The organism is Pseudoflavonifractor sp. (genome assembly GCF_050943825.1).
Classification (GTDB): domain Bacteria; phylum Bacillota; class Clostridia; order Oscillospirales; family Oscillospiraceae; genus Pseudoflavonifractor.
The window spans coordinates 217,371-234,676 of the sequence record NZ_JBMNPX010000002.1; the positions used below are offsets into that span (position 1 = coordinate 217,371).

The 17,306-nt window shown below is 61.8% G+C and carries 18 protein-coding genes; 6 read left to right on the forward strand and 12 right to left on the reverse strand.

Features of this window, described 5'->3' with window-relative positions; genetic code table 11:
* Positions 1–37: 37 nt before the first annotated feature.
* On the reverse strand, positions 38–1,360 hold the full coding sequence (gene aspS / locus ACOX7T_RS03425) for an aspartate--tRNA(Asn) ligase (protein ID WP_433439917.1): 1,323 nt from the start codon (positions 1,358–1,360) through the stop codon (positions 38–40).
* Between the two features lie 503 nt (positions 1,361–1,863).
* Between aspS and metF the strand changes: the two genes are divergently transcribed.
* The 6 genes from metF (at position 1,864) to ACOX7T_RS03455 (ending at position 7,426) form a co-directional block, all read left to right on the forward strand.
* Positions 1,864–2,724 (forward strand): methylenetetrahydrofolate reductase [NAD(P)H], encoded by an 861-nt coding sequence (metF, locus tag ACOX7T_RS03430; protein WP_433439919.1) that lies wholly within the window; start codon positions 1,864–1,866, stop codon positions 2,722–2,724.
* Entirely contained in the window at positions 2,721–3,371 is a 651-nt protein-coding gene (locus ACOX7T_RS03435) for a Vitamin B12 dependent methionine synthase activation subunit (protein ID WP_433439921.1), read from the forward strand. The genes metF and ACOX7T_RS03435 overlap by 4 nt, the downstream gene beginning before the upstream one ends.
* A gap of 12 nt (positions 3,372–3,383) precedes the next feature.
* Entirely contained in the window at positions 3,384–5,783 is a 2,400-nt protein-coding gene (locus ACOX7T_RS03440; protein WP_433439923.1) for a homocysteine S-methyltransferase family protein, read from the forward strand.
* A complete protein-coding gene (locus tag ACOX7T_RS03445) occupies positions 5,780–6,346 on the forward strand; it encodes a uracil-DNA glycosylase (RefSeq protein WP_433439925.1) in 567 nt (188 codons plus the stop codon). The genes ACOX7T_RS03440 and ACOX7T_RS03445 overlap by 4 nt, the downstream gene beginning before the upstream one ends.
* A 169-nt stretch (positions 6,347–6,515) precedes the next feature.
* A complete protein-coding gene (locus tag ACOX7T_RS03450; protein ID WP_433439927.1) occupies positions 6,516–7,214 on the forward strand; it encodes a hypothetical protein in 699 nt (232 codons plus the stop codon).
* A gap of 35 nt (positions 7,215–7,249) precedes the next feature.
* Complete coding sequence (locus ACOX7T_RS03455; protein WP_433439929.1) at positions 7,250–7,426, forward strand: hypothetical protein; 177 nt, start codon at positions 7,250–7,252, stop codon at positions 7,424–7,426.
* A gap of 59 nt (positions 7,427–7,485) precedes the next feature.
* Here ACOX7T_RS03455 and ACOX7T_RS03460 read toward each other — a convergent pair whose 3' ends face one another.
* From ACOX7T_RS03460 to ACOX7T_RS03510, 11 genes are all read right to left on the reverse strand, one after another.
* Positions 7,486–7,818 (reverse strand): hypothetical protein, encoded by a 333-nt coding sequence (locus tag ACOX7T_RS03460; protein ID WP_433439931.1) that lies wholly within the window; start codon positions 7,816–7,818, stop codon positions 7,486–7,488.
* 5 nt (positions 7,819–7,823) lie between these two features.
* A complete protein-coding gene (locus ACOX7T_RS03465; protein ID WP_277216025.1) occupies positions 7,824–8,120 on the reverse strand; it encodes a DUF2089 family protein in 297 nt (98 codons plus the stop codon).
* 121 nt (positions 8,121–8,241) lie between these two features.
* Entirely contained in the window at positions 8,242–8,871 is a 630-nt protein-coding gene (locus ACOX7T_RS03470; RefSeq protein ID WP_433439933.1) for a V-type ATP synthase subunit D, read from the reverse strand.
* A gap of 19 nt (positions 8,872–8,890) precedes the next feature.
* Complete coding sequence (locus ACOX7T_RS03475; protein WP_433439935.1) at positions 8,891–10,318, reverse strand: V-type ATP synthase subunit B; 1,428 nt, start codon at positions 10,316–10,318, stop codon at positions 8,891–8,893.
* Positions 10,319–10,341: 23 nt separating this feature from the next.
* Positions 10,342–12,105: a V-type ATP synthase subunit A gene (locus tag ACOX7T_RS03480; protein WP_433439937.1), complete on the reverse strand. Its 1,764-nt coding sequence runs from the start codon at positions 12,103–12,105 to the stop codon at positions 10,342–10,344.
* A gap of 48 nt (positions 12,106–12,153) precedes the next feature.
* Positions 12,154–12,780 (reverse strand): V-type ATP synthase subunit E, encoded by a 627-nt coding sequence (locus ACOX7T_RS03485; RefSeq protein ID WP_433439939.1) that lies wholly within the window; start codon positions 12,778–12,780, stop codon positions 12,154–12,156.
* Between the two features lie 40 nt (positions 12,781–12,820).
* Positions 12,821–13,129 carry a V-type ATP synthase subunit F gene (locus ACOX7T_RS03490; RefSeq protein WP_433439941.1) on the reverse strand — a complete coding sequence of 103 codons (309 nt, stop codon included), beginning with the start codon at positions 13,127–13,129 and terminating at the stop codon, positions 12,821–12,823.
* A gap of 200 nt (positions 13,130–13,329) precedes the next feature.
* Positions 13,330–13,761, reverse strand: coding sequence for an ATP synthase subunit C (locus ACOX7T_RS03495; RefSeq protein WP_148317651.1), 432 nt, complete (start codon positions 13,759–13,761; stop codon positions 13,330–13,332).
* 87 nt (positions 13,762–13,848) lie between these two features.
* The gene (locus ACOX7T_RS03500) at positions 13,849–15,807 is read right to left on the reverse strand and encodes a V-type ATP synthase subunit I (RefSeq protein WP_433439943.1); all 1,959 of its coding nucleotides are present in this window, start codon (positions 15,805–15,807) and stop codon (positions 13,849–13,851) included.
* Between the two features lie 39 nt (positions 15,808–15,846).
* The gene (locus ACOX7T_RS03505) at positions 15,847–16,902 is read right to left on the reverse strand and encodes a V-type ATPase subunit (protein WP_433439945.1); all 1,056 of its coding nucleotides are present in this window, start codon (positions 16,900–16,902) and stop codon (positions 15,847–15,849) included.
* A 48-nt stretch (positions 16,903–16,950) separates the two neighbouring features.
* Complete coding sequence (locus ACOX7T_RS03510) at positions 16,951–17,280, reverse strand: hypothetical protein (RefSeq protein WP_433439947.1); 330 nt, start codon at positions 17,278–17,280, stop codon at positions 16,951–16,953.
* Positions 17,281–17,306: the final 26 nt, after the last annotated feature.

A 17,306-nucleotide genomic window follows, 5' to 3' on the forward strand; every position in this document is an offset into this window, starting at 1 on the left:
CGCGGCAGAGATTTTCCGCAGAAAATCGATGCGCCCTTTAAGGTTCCAGCCGGGTGCGGTCCCGGGGGAAGAGGGTGGCCAGGCGCACATTGTCCAGGCCGCACAGCTGCATGGTCAGCCGCTCCAGGCCGATGCCCAGGCCGCCGTGGGGGGGCGCGCCATACTTGTGGAGCATGAGGTAGGACTCAAACTCCGCCGGGTCCATGCCCAGCCGCTCCATCTTGGCCACCTGCTGGTGGTAGTCGTGGATGCGCTGGCCGCCGGTGGTCACCTCCATGCCCCGGAGCAGCAGGTCGAAGGACAGGGTGTATTTGGGGTCCTCCGGGTCATCCATGGCGTAGAAGGGCCGCTTTTTGGCCGGGTAGTGGGTGACAAAGACAAGGTCGCTGCCCCATACCTCCTTGGCATACCGGCCGATAGCGTGCTCCTCCTCGGGCTCCAGGTCGTAGGGGTTGCGGATGGCGTAGCCGTATTTCTCCGCCGCCAGCCGCTTGGCCTCGTCAAACCGGACGCAGGGGATATCCTTCATCTCGGGGAGGGTGACGCCCAGACGGGCCAGGTCGCCGGCGTACTCCTCGCTCAGCAGGCGGAAGCAGTAGCGGAGGAAGCCGGTCTCCATGGCTATGATATCATAAAAGCTGTCGATATACCCCATCTCAAAATCCATGGAGGTGTACTCGTTCAGGTGGCGGGTGGTGCTGTGCTTCTCGGCCCGGAACACGGGGCCCACCTCGAACACCCGCTCAAAGACGGGCACCATGGTTTGCTTGTAGAACTGGGGGGACTGGGTGAGGAAGGCCTTGCGGCCGAAGTAGTCCAGCCGGAAGATGTTGCTGCCGCCCTCGGCTCCGGCGTGGACAATCTTGGGTGTGTGGATTTCGGTAAAGTCCTGGCTCTGGAGGTACTCCCGGAACGCCCGGCAGATGCCCGCCTGGATGCGGAACACGCTGCGCTCCCGCAGGCTGCGCAGCACCGCAGGGCGGAGAGAGAGGCGGGAATCCAATGTCAGGTTCAGCTTCCACTTGGACACGGGCACCGGCGCGGGAGCTGCGGGCCGGGAGAGGACCCGCACCGCTGCCGCGGCCAGCTCGGCCCCGCCGGGAGCCCGCTCCTCCTGGTGCACCGTGCCCAGCACCTCCACGGCGCACTCCTCGGTGACGCCGTCCAGATCCACCTCCGGCGGGCACACGCACTGGAGCACCCCATCTCCCTTGCGCAGGAGCAGGAAGGTGAGGCCTCCCATGTCTCTCAGAGAGTGGACCATACCACGGACGGAGACGGCCTGATTAGACAGGGCACCTCCGATAATGTCGCGGATCGCGGGCTGCTTGACTGCGGTAAGAGCTGTCGCTGTGATCATGACCGTTCACATCCTTTTGAAAAAGTAAAAAAATTCCACCACAAAAAACGAAAAAAGCCCCGAGACTGCCAAAGCAGTTTCGGGGCGAAACATACCTGTTCCGCGGTACCACCCAAAGTTGCGGCGTCCCCATTGACGCGACCTCTTATACTCCTTAACGCGGAGGGGGACGGGCGGACCTACCCCTCCGTCAGGAGGCTCGGCACGCCGGCTCAAAAGTGTTGCGCCATCTCTTCTCTCCGGGGCGGGCTCTCAGTCGGTGACCCGCGTTCTCTGTCGGATGCCCGAGGGGCGGTCTTTCTCGTTGCCTTTGTGATGTTGGGGGCATTATACGCCCGCAGACGGACATTTGTCAACGGTTATTTTTCTTCAATATTTTTCCATGAAAGAAAAAAGGTGATCTTTGCCGATGGAATGTGCTATAATGAACAGCATTGAATCAGCTGCCGCAGGGGCTGTCCGGCCCCCTGGCGCTGAGCACACCCAAAGGAGAGAACCCAGCCATGAAAATTATTGACATTCTCAGCCAGGACAAGGTCACCCTGTCCTTCGAGGTATTCCCGCCCAAGACCAGCGACTCCTACGAGTCTGTGGCAAAGGCCACGCAGGAGATTGCGGCCCTCAAGCCCGACTTCATGAGCGTGACCTACGGAGCCGGCGGCGGCACCAGCGACTACACCGTGGGCATCGCCGCGGGCATCCGGGACAAGTACGGTGTGGAGCCTTTGGCCCACCTGACCTGCGCCTCCTCCACACGGGAGCACGTCCACCAGGTGCTGGGCAAGCTGAAGGAGAGCAGCATCAGCAATGTGCTGGCGCTGCGGGGAGACATCCCGGAAGGGGGCGCTCCGGCCCATGACTACCACCACGCCGCCGAGCTGGTGCGGGAGATCAAGGCCAGCGGCGACTTCTGTGTGGGCGGCGCCTGCTACCCTGAAGGCCACCCTGAGTCCCCCACCAAGGCCAGCGACATCGACTACCTGAAGGCCAAGGTGGAGGCAGGCTGCGAGTTCCTCACCACCCAGATGTTCTTTGACAACAACATCCTCTACAACTTCCTCTACCGCATCCGGGAGAAGGGCATCACCGTCCCCGTGGTGGCGGGCATCATGCCGGTAACCAACGGCAAGCAGATGGCCCGTATTTGCAAGCTGTCCGGCACCTATCTGCCTGAAAAATTCAAGGCCATTGTGGACAAGTTCGGGGATAATCCCGCCGCCATGCGCCAGGCCGGTGTGGCCTACGCCGCCGGACAGATCATCGACCTCATCGCCAACGGCGTCAACCACATCCATATCTACTCCATGAACAAGCCGGAGATTGCCGCCGGCATTCAGGCCAGCCTGTCGGAGGTCCTGAAGTGACCCTGGAGGCGGACTACGGCGAGATATGCCGGTACTTAGGCTACCGGAAAGACACGCCGCCGGACAGCGGCATGGAGCAGACCATCCGCTCCTGCGCCAGGCGGCTGGAGCAGGCGGTTACGCCCCGGTGGGTGAGCCGGGAATTTCCCCTCACCCATCTGCCCGATGGGACGCTGGAACTGGGGGAGGTCCGGGTGGAGAGCAAGAGCCTGTCCCGTAATCTGAAGGGCTGCGAGCGGGTGATCTTCTTCGCCGCTACCCTGGGGGTGGAGGCCGACCGGCTCATCGCAAGAGCCACCGCCGTTCGGATGAGCGAGGCGGTGATTCTCCAGGCCGCGGCAGCCTCCCTCATCGAGGTGTGCTGCGACAATGCCTGCGAGGAGCTGCGCCTTGAAGCGGAGGGGGAGGGCTGGTATCTCCGGCCCCGGTTCAGCCCCGGCTACGGGGACTTCTCCATCGCCCACCAGCGGGATATCACAACCCTGCTCCAGACTCCGGCCAGAATCGGCCTGACGGTGACGGAGCAGATGCTGCTGGCCCCCATGAAGTCGGTCACCGCGGTGATCGGCATGTCCCGCCAGGCGGCGCCCTGTCACCGGCAGGGCTGTGAGGCCTGCGATAAGACCGACTGCGCCTTTCGCAGATAACAGGAGGAACCTATGAGTTTTTTGGAGAAACTGGGGCGTGAGCGCCTCTTTTTTGACGGCGGCACCGGCACCCTGCTGCAGGCCCAGGGCCTGAAGGGCGGCGAGCTGCCCGAGACCTGGAACCTGCGCTATCCCGAGCGGATTCAGGCCGTGCATAAGGCCTATCTGGAGGCGGGAAGCCACGTCATCTGCACCAACACCTTTGGGGCTAACGCCCTGAAATTCCCCGATGGCGGAGAGTGGGACCTGGACGAGATTGTCCGGGCTGCCGTGGACAATGCCAAGAAGGCCAGAGCGGAGGCGGGACGCGAGGCCGACGCCTACATCGCCCTGGACATGGGCCCCACCGGGCGGCTGCTGCGTCCCATGGGGGACCTGGACTTTGAGGACGCGGTGGCGCTGTTTGCCCGGGTGGTCCGGGTGGGCGCCCAGGCGGGCGCCGACCTGGTGCTCATTGAGACCATGAGCGACGGCTACGAGGCCAAGGCGGCCGTGCTGGCGGCCAAGGAGAACAGCGACCTGCCCGTGGTGGTGACCACGGTGTACGACGAGAACGGCAAGATGCTCACCGGCGGCACCATCGCCTCCACCGTGGCCCTGCTGGAGGGCCTGCGGGTGGACGCCCTGGGCGTCAATTGCGGCATGGGCCCGGAGCAGATGCTTCCCCTGGCCGAGGAGCTGGTGAAGCTGGCCTCTGTCCCCGTGGTAGTCAACCCCAACGCCGGCCTGCCCCGGCGTGAGGGGGACAAGACCGTGTTCGACGTGGACCCGGAGCGGTTCGCCGCTGTCATGGAGCGCATCGCCAAGCTGGGCGTGTGGGGTCTGGGCGGCTGCTGCGGCACCACCCCCGACCATATCCGCGCCCTCACCGCCGCCTGCCGGGACATCCCCGTCACTCCGCCAGAGCGTAAGGGGCGGACCGTGGTGTCCTCCTTCTCTCAGGCGGTGGAGATTGGCCCCATGCCCGTCATCATCGGCGAGCGCATCAACCCCACCGGCAAGAAGCGCTTCAAGGAGGCTCTGCGCAGCCACGACCTGGAGTATATTCTGAATGAAGGCTTTGCCCAGGAGGAGGCGGGGGCCCACATTCTGGACGTAAACGTGGGCCTGCCCGAGATTGACGAGCCCGCCATGCTGGAGGAGGCGGTGTGCGCCCTCCAGAGCGTCATCCCCCTGCCCCTGCAGATTGACACCTCCGACACCCAGGCCATGGCCCGTGCCATGCGCCGCTACAACGGCAAGCCCATGATCAACTCGGTCAGCGGTAAGGCGGAGAGCATGGCGGCGGTGTTCCCTCTGGTGCGCAGGTACGGCGGCGTGGTGGTGGGCCTGGCCCTGGACGAGGGCGGCATCCCCGAGACCGCTGAGGGCCGCCTGGCGGTGGCCCGGAAGATTTACAGCACCGCCGCTGAGTACGGCATCCCCCCGGAGGACATCGTAATTGACGGCCTGACCCTCACCGTCTCCTCTGAGCCCAGGGCGGCTGTGGTCACCCTGGAGACCCTCCGGCGGGTGCGGGACGAGCTGGGCGGCCATACCATTCTGGGCGTGTCCAACGTGTCCTTCGGCCTGCCCCGGCGGGACATCATCAACGCCAATTTCTTCGCCATGGCCCTGGAGGCCGGGCTGTCCTGCGCCATCATCAACCCTCTGGCCGAGGGCATGATGGGCGCCTGGCGGTCCTACTGCGCTCTTGCCGGGCTGGACAGCCAGTGCGGCGGCTATATCGGGGCGTACAGCGGCCAGACCGCCGCCCCCGCTGTGCCCGCTTCCGGGACAGACCTGTCCCTGGAGGAGTGTGTGATGCGGGGCATGCAGGAGGGCGCGGCCCAGGCCGCCCGGTCGGCCCTGGACAAGGGCGCACAGCCCCTGGAGCTGGTCAACAGCGCCCTCATTCCCGCCCTGGACAAGGTGGGTCAGGGCTTTGAGAAAAAGACCCTCTTTCTGCCCCAGCTGCTCATGAGCGCCGAGGCGGCAAAGGCCGCCTTTGAGGTGGTTAAGGCCGCCATGGCCAGTGAGCCTCAGGAGAAGCAGGGCAAGGTGGTGCTGGCTACCGTCAAGGGAGATATCCACGACATCGGCAAGAACATCGTCAAGGTCCTGCTGGAGAATTACGGCTTTGAGGTGGTGGACCTGGGCAAGGACGTGGCCCCGGAGAAGATTGTGGAGGCTGCCGCTGCCCCTGATATCCGGCTGGTGGGCCTGAGCGCCCTCATGACCACCACGGTGGTCAGCATGGAGGAGACCATCAAGGCCCTGCGGCAGAGCGGCAGCGGCGTCAAGGTGGTGGTAGGCGGCGCGGTGCTCACACAGGAGTACGCCGACAGCATCGGCGCGGACTGCTGCGCCAGGGACGCCATGGCCACCGTCCGCTACGCCAAGGAAGTCTACAAAACGGAGGAGAAGGCATGAAAAACTGGGAAGCGCTCCAGGCCGAGTGTATGGCCTGCCGGAAATGCGCCCTGGCTGAGACCCGCCACAACGTGGTGTTCGGCTCCGGAAACCCCAACGCTGAGGTCATGTTCATCGGCGAGGGTCCCGGCGAGCAGGAGGACCTGAAGGGGGAGGCCTTTGTGGGCCGGGCGGGTAAGCTGCTGGACGACATGCTGGAGATCATCGACCTGGACAGGAGCAAAATCTATATCACCAACATGGTCAAGTGCCGTCCGCCCCAGAACCGGGACCCCCTCAACGTGGAGCAGGAGGCCTGCATCGGCTATCTGCGCAACCAGGTAGCCATCATCCGGCCCAAGATTATCGTCTGTCTGGGCCGGATTGCCGCCATGAAGCTGATCAAAGAGGACTTCAAAATCACCAGGGAGCACGGCCAGTGGGTGGAGAAGGCGGGGGTACAGATGACCGCCATGTACCACCCGGCGGCCCTGCTGCGCAACCCGGGCTGGCGCCCCGCCGCCTTTGAGGACCTGAAGTCCCTCCAGGCCAAAATCAAGGAAATCTGTACCAGAACCTATTGAGTGATAAGAAAAAATTCTCCTGCTGCCCCTTGGGACAGCAGGAGAATTTTTTCTATATAAGCAGATAAATCTTGGAAAAGGATTGACAATCATATCCGGCACAGATACAATACAATGATTTAGATTCCAAGTCTGAATGGTCGGTTGGGGAAAAGAAAGGAGAAGGTATATGTACCACTATTTGGATGACAGGGAATTTGAGCACAGAATGCGGCGCCTGGCGGGAAAAATCATGCAGAGCCTGTGCCATCGCTTGAAGGTCGAGTATGACATCGGGGCAAATTTCAAGCTGGTGGGCAGCGGCGGGCGCAATCTCATCCTGCAGAACGCCGACGAGCCGGTGGATTTGGACTACAATCTGGAAATTCTCAGATACCAGGACATCAATAACGGCCGGGAACTCAAGGAGGGCGTCAGAAAGGCGTTCAATGAGGTGCTGAATGAACATAGATTCGGTGACTGCCAGGAATCCACCTCCTGCCTGGCAAGCCCAAGGATATATTTTACGAGAGGGAACAAAACGGAATTTTCCATCGATGTGTGTATCACAAAACGGGATGAAGCGGACTACTACCACAGACTGATCCATGAAAAAACAGGGAGCATCGCTTACGACCGGTATTACTGGAATATTGTACGGAACTCAGCGGGACTCAGGGAAAAGGCAGACTGTATCAAAAACCATGGAAAATGGGCGCAGCTGCGCGAGGAGTATCTGAAAATCAAAAACGGATACTTGAGCCGTAGCGGCCATACTGTCTGGCTGGGAAATATGTATGTGAACCATCCGTCCTTTGTATGCTATATTGAGGCCGTAAACAATGTATATAATCAGATAATGCAAAGCGGATTCCGCATCATACTTTGACAGCGGAGACGCAAGAGAAAGGAGAACGGTATTCTATGGGAAAGCATTTCTTTGACTATGACGACGGGGACTTTGCATACGCCATCTCAGACCGCATGGCAATTGATTCCGATGGGGACCTGCTGATGCGGATGGACGACCACATGGCGATGGACATGGATTCCGGGGAACTGCATATGATTTCGGACTGGTCCCGTGAGGAAGAGGAATGAAGTGAAAAAGAGAAAAAGCCGCCCGCTGTCTTGTACAGCGGGCGGTTTTTGTATATGGGTTACAGGTCCTGGAGGTTCATGCGCGTGACCTCATCCTGCGACTGGAGACGGCGGCGGGTGAGACAGTAGATGACGATGTATACCGCGGTGGGCAGATTGAGCACGACCAGCAGGAGAAGAGACATCAGCACGCCCATAGGGGAGAGGGAAACCATATTGAACAGGAACAGGAGGGACAGAGCCACGGAAGCGATGCCGGAGAGAGCAGGGATAATCAGCCCGGGCCAGGGGGGGGGCGTCAGGCGGGAGAGCAGGTACTGCACCGCGCCAAGGACGCAGGTGGGGATGGTCAAGAGGACCAGAAGAACAACAAGGGACATGGGGACGGACATACAATTCACTCCTTTTTCTGCCTGCGGTACTCCTGAATCAGGAGCTTTGCCGTGTCGAAGTCCAGCTTCTCATTGACGGCCAGGCGTTTGATCAATGCCACATAGGGGTCCTGGTCGGCCTCCTCGCTGAGCCGGATTTTCTGGATCAGCCGGTCCAGCCGGAGGCGGACGGTGGGGTAGGACACGCCGTACTGCCCGGCGATGTCCTTGAGGGAGCCGGAGCACAGGAGAAAATTGCGGATAAAGGCCGCGTCTTCCTCCTCCAGTCCGGCCATCCAGCCTGGAACCCGGTCAATGGACATGCGAATCACCCTTTCTGTGACTTTCATAATATTAATATAAACTTTAATTTTATGAAAGTTAAGATAAAAGAAAATAAAAATAAAATAAAGAAGTCCCCTTCGGAGGAAGGGGACTTCTTTCTCAGGCACTTGTGCGGGAACGCTTCTTGTTCTGGAAGGCCTTGATGACCTTCAGGCGGGTGAACTCCTCCCGCTCCTTCTCCTCCAGCGCCTCGGTGATGAAGCGGATGGTGTCGTTGAAGCCGGGAATGACGATGTTCTGCAGGGCGTTGGCCCGCTTCTGGGTCTTTTTGATGGCGGTGGCCAGGCGGTAGATGGAGGTCTCCACCTCCGCCAGCTGGCGCACCAGCTCCTTCACCTTGTGGAACTTGAGGTAGCACTCGTCCAGCTCGGAGCTGGTGGAGGCGAAGCCGTATTCCGGCCGGACCGGAGCGGACCGGTCGGGGATATGGGGCAGCTCCACGCCCATGACCGAGCGGTACTGCACCTCCAGGCTCTCGTCCACGTCAACGGCCTCGGCGATACGGTCGCAGATGCCCAGCTTGATGTTGGCGGTCTGGAGGGAGGCGTAGGCCTCGGTGAAGACGGTGTCGATCTGGTCCTGGACCTCCTTGGCGGTCTCCATCAGGGACATCATTTCCCGGATGAGGATGTTCCGCTTCCGGTCCATCAGCTCATAGCCCGTCTGAGCCAGGGCCCGGGAGCGCTTGGTGGCCATCAGGTTGCCTTTGGTTGGTAGGACAGCGGCCATTTACGGGCCTCCTCTCAGGTTAGTTGAGCTTCCCGTCTCCGGCGGCGGATTCGGGGTTGAGAATGGTCTTGTAGGCGTCCTCCACATAGTGGGCCTCAATCATGGTGCTGCTCATACGGTCCAGCTCGCTCTTGGGCAGGATGCTCAGCAGCTTCCAGCCCAGGTCCAGGGTCTGGTCGATGGTGCGGTTGTCCACCATGTCCTGGTTGATGAACAGGGACTCAAAGGCCTTGCCGAACTCCAGGTACTTCTTGTCGATGTCGCTCAGCTCGTCCTCGCCGATAACGCTGGCCAGGCTGCGGGCGTCCTGCACCTTGGAGTAGGACGCGAAGAGCTGGTTGGACAGGTCGGGGTGGTCGTCCCGGGTGAAGCCCTTGCCGATGCCGTCCTTCATCAAACGGGACAGGGAGGGCAGGATGGCGATGGGGGGATAGATACCCTTCTGGTCCATGTCCCGGTTGAGCACGATCTGACCCTCGGTAATGTAGCCGGTCAGGTCGGGGATGGGGTGGGTAATATCGTCGTTGGGCATGGTCAGGACGGGCACCTGGGTCACGGAGCCGGGGCGGCCCTTGATCATACCGGCGCGCTCGTAGAGGGAGGCCAGGTCGGAGTACAGGTAGGAGGGGAAGCCCTTACGGGAGGGAATCTCGCCCTTGGAGGAGGAGAACTCACGGACGGCCTCGCAGTAGGAGGTCATATCGGTCATGATGACCAGCACGTGGTAGCCCAGGTCAAAGGCCAGATACTCAGCGGCGGTGAGAGCGCAGCGGGGGGTCAGGATACGCTCGATGATGGGGTCGGAGGCCAGGTTCATGAACATGACCACCCGCTGGAGGGCGCCGGCCTCCTCGAAGTTGCGGCGGAAGAACTCGGCGGTGTCGTTCTTGACGCCCATGGCGGCGAACACGATGGCGAACTCGCCGTCCTGGTCACCGACCCGGGCCTGACGGACGATCTGGGCCGCCAGCTCGTTATGCTTCATGCCGGAGCCGGAGAAGATGGGCAGCTTCTGACCGCGGATCAGGGTGGAGCAGCCGTCAATGGCGGAGATGCCGGTGTAGATGCAGGAGCGGGGGTACTGGCGGGACACCGGGTTGATGGCGGCGCCGTTGATGTTGCGGCGCTGCTCGGGGTAGATCTCGCCCAGGCCGTCAATGGGCCGGCCGGCGCCGTCGAAGATACGGCCCAGCATCTCGTGGGAGAGGGCGATATCCATGGGCTTGCCGGTGAAGTGGGTGCGGGCATTTTCCAGGGAGATGCCCTTGGTGCCCTCAAAGACCTGGAGAATGACCTTGTCGCCGTCAATCATGATGACGCGGCCGTAGCGGCGCTCGCCGCTCTCCAGGGTGATTTCGGCCATCTCGTCGTAGGCCACGTCCTCCACGCCCTGAAGGGCGATCAGAGAACCGGACAGCTCGGACAGGCCGATATATTCCATGCGCATAAAATCACCTCAAAAATCTCGTCTCAGCGGTTGGCCTTGTCCACGGTGTCCAGGGCCTCGTCCACCAGCTTGTCGTACTCGGCGAACTTCTCCAGCTGGTCGTTGGCGACCTCGTACTTGATCTTGGTCAGGGTCTCAAAGATGCCGGTGGCCTTGAGCTGAGAGAGAGGAATGGAGCGGGTGAGAAGGGCCTTGGCGCCCTCGTAGAGGCGCAGGATGACCTGCATCATCTTCAGCTGCTTCTCCAGGGGGACGTAGGTATCGATATCGTGGTAGGCGTTCTGCTGCAGGAAGCCCACGCGGATGAGACGGGCGGTCTCAATGACCAGCTTCTGGTCCTCGGGCAGGATGTCCGCGCCGATGAGCTTGACGATCTCCATCAGGGAGGCCTCCTCCTGGAGGAGGTTGGCCACCTTGTTGCGGCAGGGCACGAAGTCGGGGCCCACGTTGGCGTCATACCAGGGCTTCAGGTCGGCGGCGTACTCGGAGTAGGAGGTCAGCCAGTTGATGGAGGGGAAGTGACGGGCATAGGCCAGCGCGCGGTCCAGGCCCCAGAAGGTACGGACATAACGCTTGGTGTTCTGGGTGACGGGCTCGGAGAAGTCGCCGCCCTGGGGGGAGACGGCGCCGATGACGGTGACGCTGCCCTCCTTGCCCTCCAGGGTCTTCACGTAGCCGGCGCGCTCGTAGAACTCGGCCAGACGGGAGGCCAGGTAGGCGGGGAAGCCCTCCTCAGCGGGCATCTCCTCCAGACGGCCGGAGATCTCACGCAGAGCCTCGGCCCAGCGGGAGGTGGAGTCGGCCATCAGGGCCACGTGGTAGCCCATATCGCGGTAGTACTCGGCGATGGTCATGCCGGTGTAGACGGAGGCCTCACGGGCGGCCACGGGCATGTTGGAGGTGTTGGCAATCAGGATGGTGCGGTTCATCAGAGGCTGGTGGCTCTTGGGGTCCAGCAGCTCGGAGAACTCCTCCAGGGCCTGGGTCATCTCGTTGCCGCGCTCGCCGCAGCCCAGGTAGACGATGATGTCGGCGTCAGACCACTTGGCCAGCTGGTGCTGGGTCATGGTCTTGCCGGCGCCGAAGGGGCCGGGGATGGCGGCGGCGCCGCCCTTGCCGATGGGGAAGAGGGTATCGATAATGCGCTGGCCGGTGATGAGGGGCCGGGAGATGGGCAGACGCTCGGCCATGGGCCGGGGGGTGCGGATGCGGCAGTCCTGGGCCAGGCAGAGCTTGTGCACACGGCCGTACAGGTCGGTGACCTCCACCAGAACCTCATTGACGTTGTAGCTGCCGCTGGGGAGGGCGCGGGTGACCTTGCCGTCCACGCCGGCGGGAGCCAGGCAGCGGTGCTTGATGAGGGAGGTCTCCTGGCAGAAGGCGTACTCGGTGCCGGGACGGATGGTGTCGCCCACCTTGACGGTGACGGTGGCGTCCCACAGCTTCTCCTCGTCCAGGGCGGAGATGTTGATGCCCCGGGTGATGAAGGGGCCGGCCTTGTCCTCGATGACGTTCAGGGGACGGGCGATGCCGTCGAAGATATTGCTCAGCAGGCCGGGGCCCAGCTTGACGGACATGGGCGCGCCGGTGGCGGTGACGGGCTGACCGGGGGCCAGACCGGCGGTATCCTCGTAGACCTGCACGGTGGTCACGCCGCCGCTCACGCCTACGACCTCGCCAATCAGACCCTCATTACCCACGTGCACCATGTCCATCATGGCCAGACCCTGGCCGCCGACGACGGTGACAACAGGGCCGTTGACGCCCTTGATAACGTATTGGCTCATAGTATCATCCTCACAACAAACAGGTAATCAGGGACCGGGGACGCGGTCTTACTCCACGGTCTCGGTCAGATCGTCGGACAGGGACAGGCCGAAGATCTCGGCAAAATGTCCGTTCAGCTCCTCCATGGCGGTGCCGAAGGTGGCGTCCACCCGGCGGCCCAGGGAGGGGGAGGAGGCAGTCAGGCCGCCCATGAGAATCCGGTTGTCGGCCTTGAACTCCACCTTCACGCCGTCCAGGGCGGCGGCGATGGCGTCGGACTGGTCCATGTCCTCGGGGCGCAGGCAGATGACAATGTCACCGGCGCCCTTGAGGGTGTCCACCGTCTGACGGGCCACCTCGGTCAGCCGCTTGCGGTACTCGGGGGTGGCGCTGTACGCGACGATGCGGTCCCGCACCGCCTCAAAGACCTCCCGGGCAATCTCCTCACGGCGGAGATAGAGGGCCTTCTTGTTGTCCAGCATGTGACGGGAGACCTTGCGGCCCTCCTCGCTGCGGATGCGGGACACCTCGGTGCGGATGTAGTGATAGGTCTCCGCCAGAATCTTGTCCTCGGCGGCGGAGTAGGAAGCGTCATGCTGGGCCTTGACCTCACCGAGGACACGGTCGGTCTCCGCGGTGGCCTCGGCCAGAAGGGTGGACGTAAAGTGGTCCAGCTTTTTGTTAAATTCAGGCATGAAGAGAAAACCTCCTTTGGTTAAAAGAGGAGGACACAGGTCAAAGTTTGACCCCGATGGCCTCGCGGATATAACGGGTGATGGAGTCGGAGGAACGGCCGGTGCTGTGCCGGTCCGGGATTTCCACCACCAGAGGAATATGGCAGCTCATTTTGAGGGGCTCCAGCAGGTCGGAGCACTTGGCCGCCAGATTCTCCGTCACCAGGAGGACGGCGATCTCCGGGTCGGCCGCCGCGGTCTGAATGGCCTTGCGGGCCTCGGGGATCTCGCGGACCACCACGCCCTCGATACCCGCCAGACGCAGGCCCACCTGGGTATCGGTGCTGTCAGTGATAACAAAATACTTCATACAGACCTCCATGCGCCTTTCGGCGCGCAGTCAGGAAATAAAACCTCCGGCGGATGGAGGACCCCGCCGCCGCCCGCCGGGGAGGCGGACAGCGGCGGAAGCCGGGGCAGGGTGACTGTGCCGGCTCCCGCGCGGGGGGAGGATTTGGCCGGCACCGCCCATTGGGACGGGCCGGCCGGGGTGAACAGTCGCCTGTCGTATTAGGTGAACAGGAGGAGCAGGGCCACAATCAGGCCGTACAGGGCCACGCCTTCGGCCAGACCGACGAAGATCAGGGCCTTACCAAAGGCCTTGTCGTTCTCGGAGATGGCGCCCAGAGCGGCGGAAGCGGAGGAAGCCACGGCGATACCGCCGCCGATGCCGGACAGGCCCACGGCCAGAGCGGCGCCGATGTACTTCAGACCCATCATGATGCCGTTGGCGGAGGCGGTAGCGGCCTCAACGGACACGTCGGCAGCGCCGGCGGCACCGCCGATGCCCACCACGGTGCACAGCACCAGGCAGCCGAAGAAGGAGCAGACATTGGCCATCAGAGCGTTCTTGGCCCGCTTGCCGGTGTACTTGCGGATGCCAATGAGGAACAGGGGGCAGAAAACGGCAAAGGTAGCCAGAAGAAGAACCAGGTATTTCATTGTTATAGACCTCCTAAAATCACTTGGAACCTATATTCAGCCCATTGGGCGGAATAAAAGATGCTGATTGTCCCGTCCGGACGGCGCTCAGGCCGCGCTGCGGGACGTGTAGTCGATGATCTTGGGCTGATAAGCCACGCCGCCGTCGTCATAGAAGCGGCCGAAGAGCTCATAGAACTCAAGACGGAGCACCTGGATGCCAACCAGCAGGCCCTCAAAGCCCATGACGAACAGGTTGCCCAGGATCATGACGATGATGCCGCCTGGACTTGCCAGGCCGCCGGCCATGTTGGCCAGCATCTGAACCACCAGCATCAGGCCCACGTGGGTGATGGCGTAGGCGCCCACACGCATGAAGGACAGGGTGTTGGTGAGGAAGGACAGGCAGGTTTCAAACAGCTCGAAGAAACCGGTGACGATGAGGCCGCCGATCTGGATTTCCTTCCACTCGGGGTTGCCCTCCAGCATGAGGGAGAGGGGCTCCTTGAAGAGGATGACCACCAGAGGCAGCACGATGACGGGAAGGATATAGGCGGGCACGAACAGGTTCACGCCGAAAATCAGGGTGGACACAGCCGCGCCGATAAGGCCCAGGTAGAACACCATGCCGGCCACGCCGTTGGGCCCGAAGAGAATCTTTTCGAAATTGTGCTGACGGATGCCGTTGATGATGTTGAGCACCATGACAAAGGCCAGCATAATCACGCCCAGCACAATGGACATGACCAGCAGCAGAAGAACGTTGCTGACCTCGCCCATGCCGGAGAGCACGCTCTCCTCCATGATCTTGAAGCCGGGCAGGATTTCCTCCAGGCCGAACACGCTGCCGTAGATACAGCCGAACACCGCGCCGGACAGGCCGCAGCAGGTGATGATGTTGCCCAGCCACATCTTCTTCCACTTGGACAGCACAATGCCCACCAGCGCCAGGCACAGGCCCTGGCCCAGGTCACCGAACATGATGCCGAAGAACAGGCAGTAGGTGATGGCCATGAAGATGGAGGGGTCGATCTCGTTGTAGGCGGGCAGGCCGTACATCTCCAGGAAGGGCTGGAAGGCCCGGCCCAGGAAGGAGTTTTTCAGCTTGGTGGGGGGCGTCAGGTCGGAGATATCCCCCGCATTGTCCACCACGCAGGAGAGCCGGTCAAACTTGCTCAGCTTGGCCTGAATCTCCGCGATTTTGTCGCTGGGCACCCAGCCCATGAGGTAGAAAGTCTCACGGGAATGGGCCGCGAAGCGGCGCATATCGTAGGAGTCGTTCATGTAGCGCAGGTAGCAGTAGTCGGCCAGCAGCCGGTCGTGCTCGGCGGGCTTGAGGCCGAAGATATCCTGCCTGGCCTGCTCGGCGGCCTTTTCAGCGGCCTCCGCCTCGGCGGTCAGCTCGATGATGGCCTGGTCGGCAGAGCCGTGGGCGTGGGTATCGATGTGCAGCCGGACAAAGTGGAGAGAGTTGAAGAGGGTGTCCACCTTCTCGTGGGCCGCCTTGGTGGTGAAGTACACGCCGTAGACCAGCTTGGGCTCAATGCTGGTGGGGAAGAAGAGGATGGTGTCATCCTCGTTGAGCGCCTGCTGGAAGCTGTCGTAGGTCTCCCGGGGCATGTAGCCGAACCGGAACCGGGAGAAGTCCAGGTTCCACAGGTCCTCAAGGTTGGCGGCAACGCCCTTGAGCTTGTCCAGCTGGAGCACCAGGTTGCGGCAGTTTTTGGCCTCCTGCAGCAGGTCCTCCCGCTTCTGGGTCAGGTCGTTGACCCGCTTCTCCAGAGTGTCGAAGTAGTCGGCAAAGGTGGCGGGGTCGTCCCCAAGAGCGGACTCGAAGGGCTCGTACTCCAGGGGGATACCGGCCTCGTCCGCCACCTGCTCGGCCCGGCGGAGAAGGGCGGTATAGGGGTTGTTCATCTCAAAGGGACGCAGCCCTTTGACGTCCTTCATTGTCTGAAGGGTGTTTTCCGGGTGGAACTCCTGGTTGATGACGCACTCACGCACCACTGTGTCAAACTGATCCAGGGGTCCCGCAATGGTGAGTAACTTCATCGGGATGACTGACAATCAGACCATCTCCCTTTTCTTTCAATCTTCACGGGTGGTTTATTCGCCCACCAGACGGGCGAAGGACTCGTCGTAATGGGCGCCGTATTTGACCGATTCGATGACGTTCACCAGAGCCTTCAGCTCGGTGGACTTCACATTCAGATAGGAAACGGCGGTGTAGATGGAGGGCGGTCCGGAGACCAGCTGCCGCTTGTTGAAGGTATAGAAGGAACGGCGGTAGCAATCCTCCACACCGGCTACGTCCAGAGAGGTAAAGCGTCCGGCGTAGGGGGTGTCCTGAAGAACGGCGAATACCTGTGAGACGTCGGAGGCGTCGCACATGGCCTTGATTTTCTCCGGCCTGAGCTTGTAGTTGATGGGGAAGAGGGCGGAGTAATACTGGTCGTCGCCGGGGAAGTAGGTCTTCAGGCGGAGAATATGGATAATGTTGAGCAGGTCCACCCGTTCACCCATACCTTTGAGCAGCACCGACTTGGTCTCGCCGGTGTAGGACTTGTAGATGATGCGGTAGATGTGGGAGAAGTAGGTGGAACGGAGGAGGGCCTCCGTTGTGGTGTAATCAGGCAGGGTGTCCGGATTGTCGGGCCGGATGTGGAGCAGGGGCTCGTAGTAGATGCTGTCCTGCACCGCGGCGAGCAGTCCGTTGTAATCCTTGCAGGCGGCGAGCGCCTTCTGATTCACCTTGAAGGACAGGTTGGGCAGGTTGAGAACACCCTCCCGGACCCGTCCGTGGGACTTGAGGCGGCGCAGCGTGCCAAGAATGGCCAGCAGCTCCGCCTGCCGCAGGGGAAAGGCCACCAGATTTTTGTCAGGCCGGGGGATGAAGTGGTTGAGTCCCTCATACTCCCGCCAGACCTGGAGGCGAAGGGCATCCTCCAGCTCCATGCGGCCCACATAACCGGAGGAATTCATGGCGGACAGAGCGGCGGACACCGCGGCAGACCAGCCGGGCTGGGTGCGCAGATAGTCCAGGATGCTCTGCTCGTTGGGCAGGCCCGCCATGTGCTCAAAGTCAGAAAAACGAAGGCGCTTGCCGTACAGGGCCTTTACCTTTGCGGCAAGGGCACCGTATCGCATATAGCTGTCGATCATGTCACGACCACTCCTTTCTGCGCCCGTAGGATAGGGGTGCGGGGCGCATCAGGACCGGCCGCCCACAATTCTGAGGAAGAGCGTGTCCACCCACTGGTCTTTGTTCTGCTGATAGGCCCGCTCCACCTTGTCCATGGCGTCCTTGAGACGCTTGTCCAGCTTTGCGATGTCCTCTTCAGCACCCTTCCGCTCGGCCTTTTCCACCGTTTCAATCCGGTGCTTGGCACGGGCGAAATAGTCCTCACGCATATGGGCGATGTCCCGCTCCAGGTCGGCGTCCAGAGACTGCTGCTTCTCCTGTGCCTCACGGGCGATCTCCTGGGCGGTATGCTCCGCGGCGATGATTCGGTTGACCAGATCAATGTATTCCGTTTCCATACTGTACTGTCACCTCCGGGTGCGCT

What these genes read in the sequence shown, in the direction of transcription:
- aspS (WP_433439917.1), bottom strand. Translation starts at nt 1,360, where the DNA reads ATGATCACAGCGACAGCTCTTACCGCAGTCAAGCAGCCCGCGATCCGC.
- metF (WP_433439919.1), top strand. Translation starts at nt 1,864, where the DNA reads ATGAAAATTATTGACATTCTCAGCCAGGACAAGGTCACCCTGTCCTTC.
- ACOX7T_RS03440 (WP_433439923.1), top strand. Translation starts at nt 3,384, where the DNA reads ATGAGTTTTTTGGAGAAACTGGGGCGTGAGCGCCTCTTTTTTGACGGC.
- ACOX7T_RS03445 (WP_433439925.1), top strand. Translation starts at nt 5,780, where the DNA reads ATGAAAAACTGGGAAGCGCTCCAGGCCGAGTGTATGGCCTGCCGGAAA.
- ACOX7T_RS03450 (WP_433439927.1), top strand. Translation starts at nt 6,516, where the DNA reads ATGTACCACTATTTGGATGACAGGGAATTTGAGCACAGAATGCGGCGC.
- ACOX7T_RS03455 (WP_433439929.1), top strand. Translation starts at nt 7,250, where the DNA reads ATGGGAAAGCATTTCTTTGACTATGACGACGGGGACTTTGCATACGCC.
- ACOX7T_RS03460 (WP_433439931.1), bottom strand. Translation starts at nt 7,818, where the DNA reads ATGTCCGTCCCCATGTCCCTTGTTGTTCTTCTGGTCCTCTTGACCATC.
- ACOX7T_RS03465 (WP_277216025.1), bottom strand. Translation starts at nt 8,120, where the DNA reads ATGTCCATTGACCGGGTTCCAGGCTGGATGGCCGGACTGGAGGAGGAA.
- ACOX7T_RS03470 (WP_433439933.1), bottom strand. Translation starts at nt 8,871, where the DNA reads ATGGCCGCTGTCCTACCAACCAAAGGCAACCTGATGGCCACCAAGCGC.
- ACOX7T_RS03475 (WP_433439935.1), bottom strand. Translation starts at nt 10,318, where the DNA reads ATGCGCATGGAATATATCGGCCTGTCCGAGCTGTCCGGTTCTCTGATC.
- ACOX7T_RS03480 (WP_433439937.1), bottom strand. Translation starts at nt 12,105, where the DNA reads ATGAGCCAATACGTTATCAAGGGCGTCAACGGCCCTGTTGTCACCGTC.
- ACOX7T_RS03485 (WP_433439939.1), bottom strand. Translation starts at nt 12,780, where the DNA reads ATGCCTGAATTTAACAAAAAGCTGGACCACTTTACGTCCACCCTTCTG.
- ACOX7T_RS03490 (WP_433439941.1), bottom strand. Translation starts at nt 13,129, where the DNA reads ATGAAGTATTTTGTTATCACTGACAGCACCGATACCCAGGTGGGCCTG.
- ACOX7T_RS03495 (WP_148317651.1), bottom strand. Translation starts at nt 13,761, where the DNA reads ATGAAATACCTGGTTCTTCTTCTGGCTACCTTTGCCGTTTTCTGCCCC.
- ACOX7T_RS03505 (WP_433439945.1), bottom strand. Translation starts at nt 16,902, where the DNA reads ATGATCGACAGCTATATGCGATACGGTGCCCTTGCCGCAAAGGTAAAG.
- ACOX7T_RS03510 (WP_433439947.1), bottom strand. Translation starts at nt 17,280, where the DNA reads ATGGAAACGGAATACATTGATCTGGTCAACCGAATCATCGCCGCGGAG.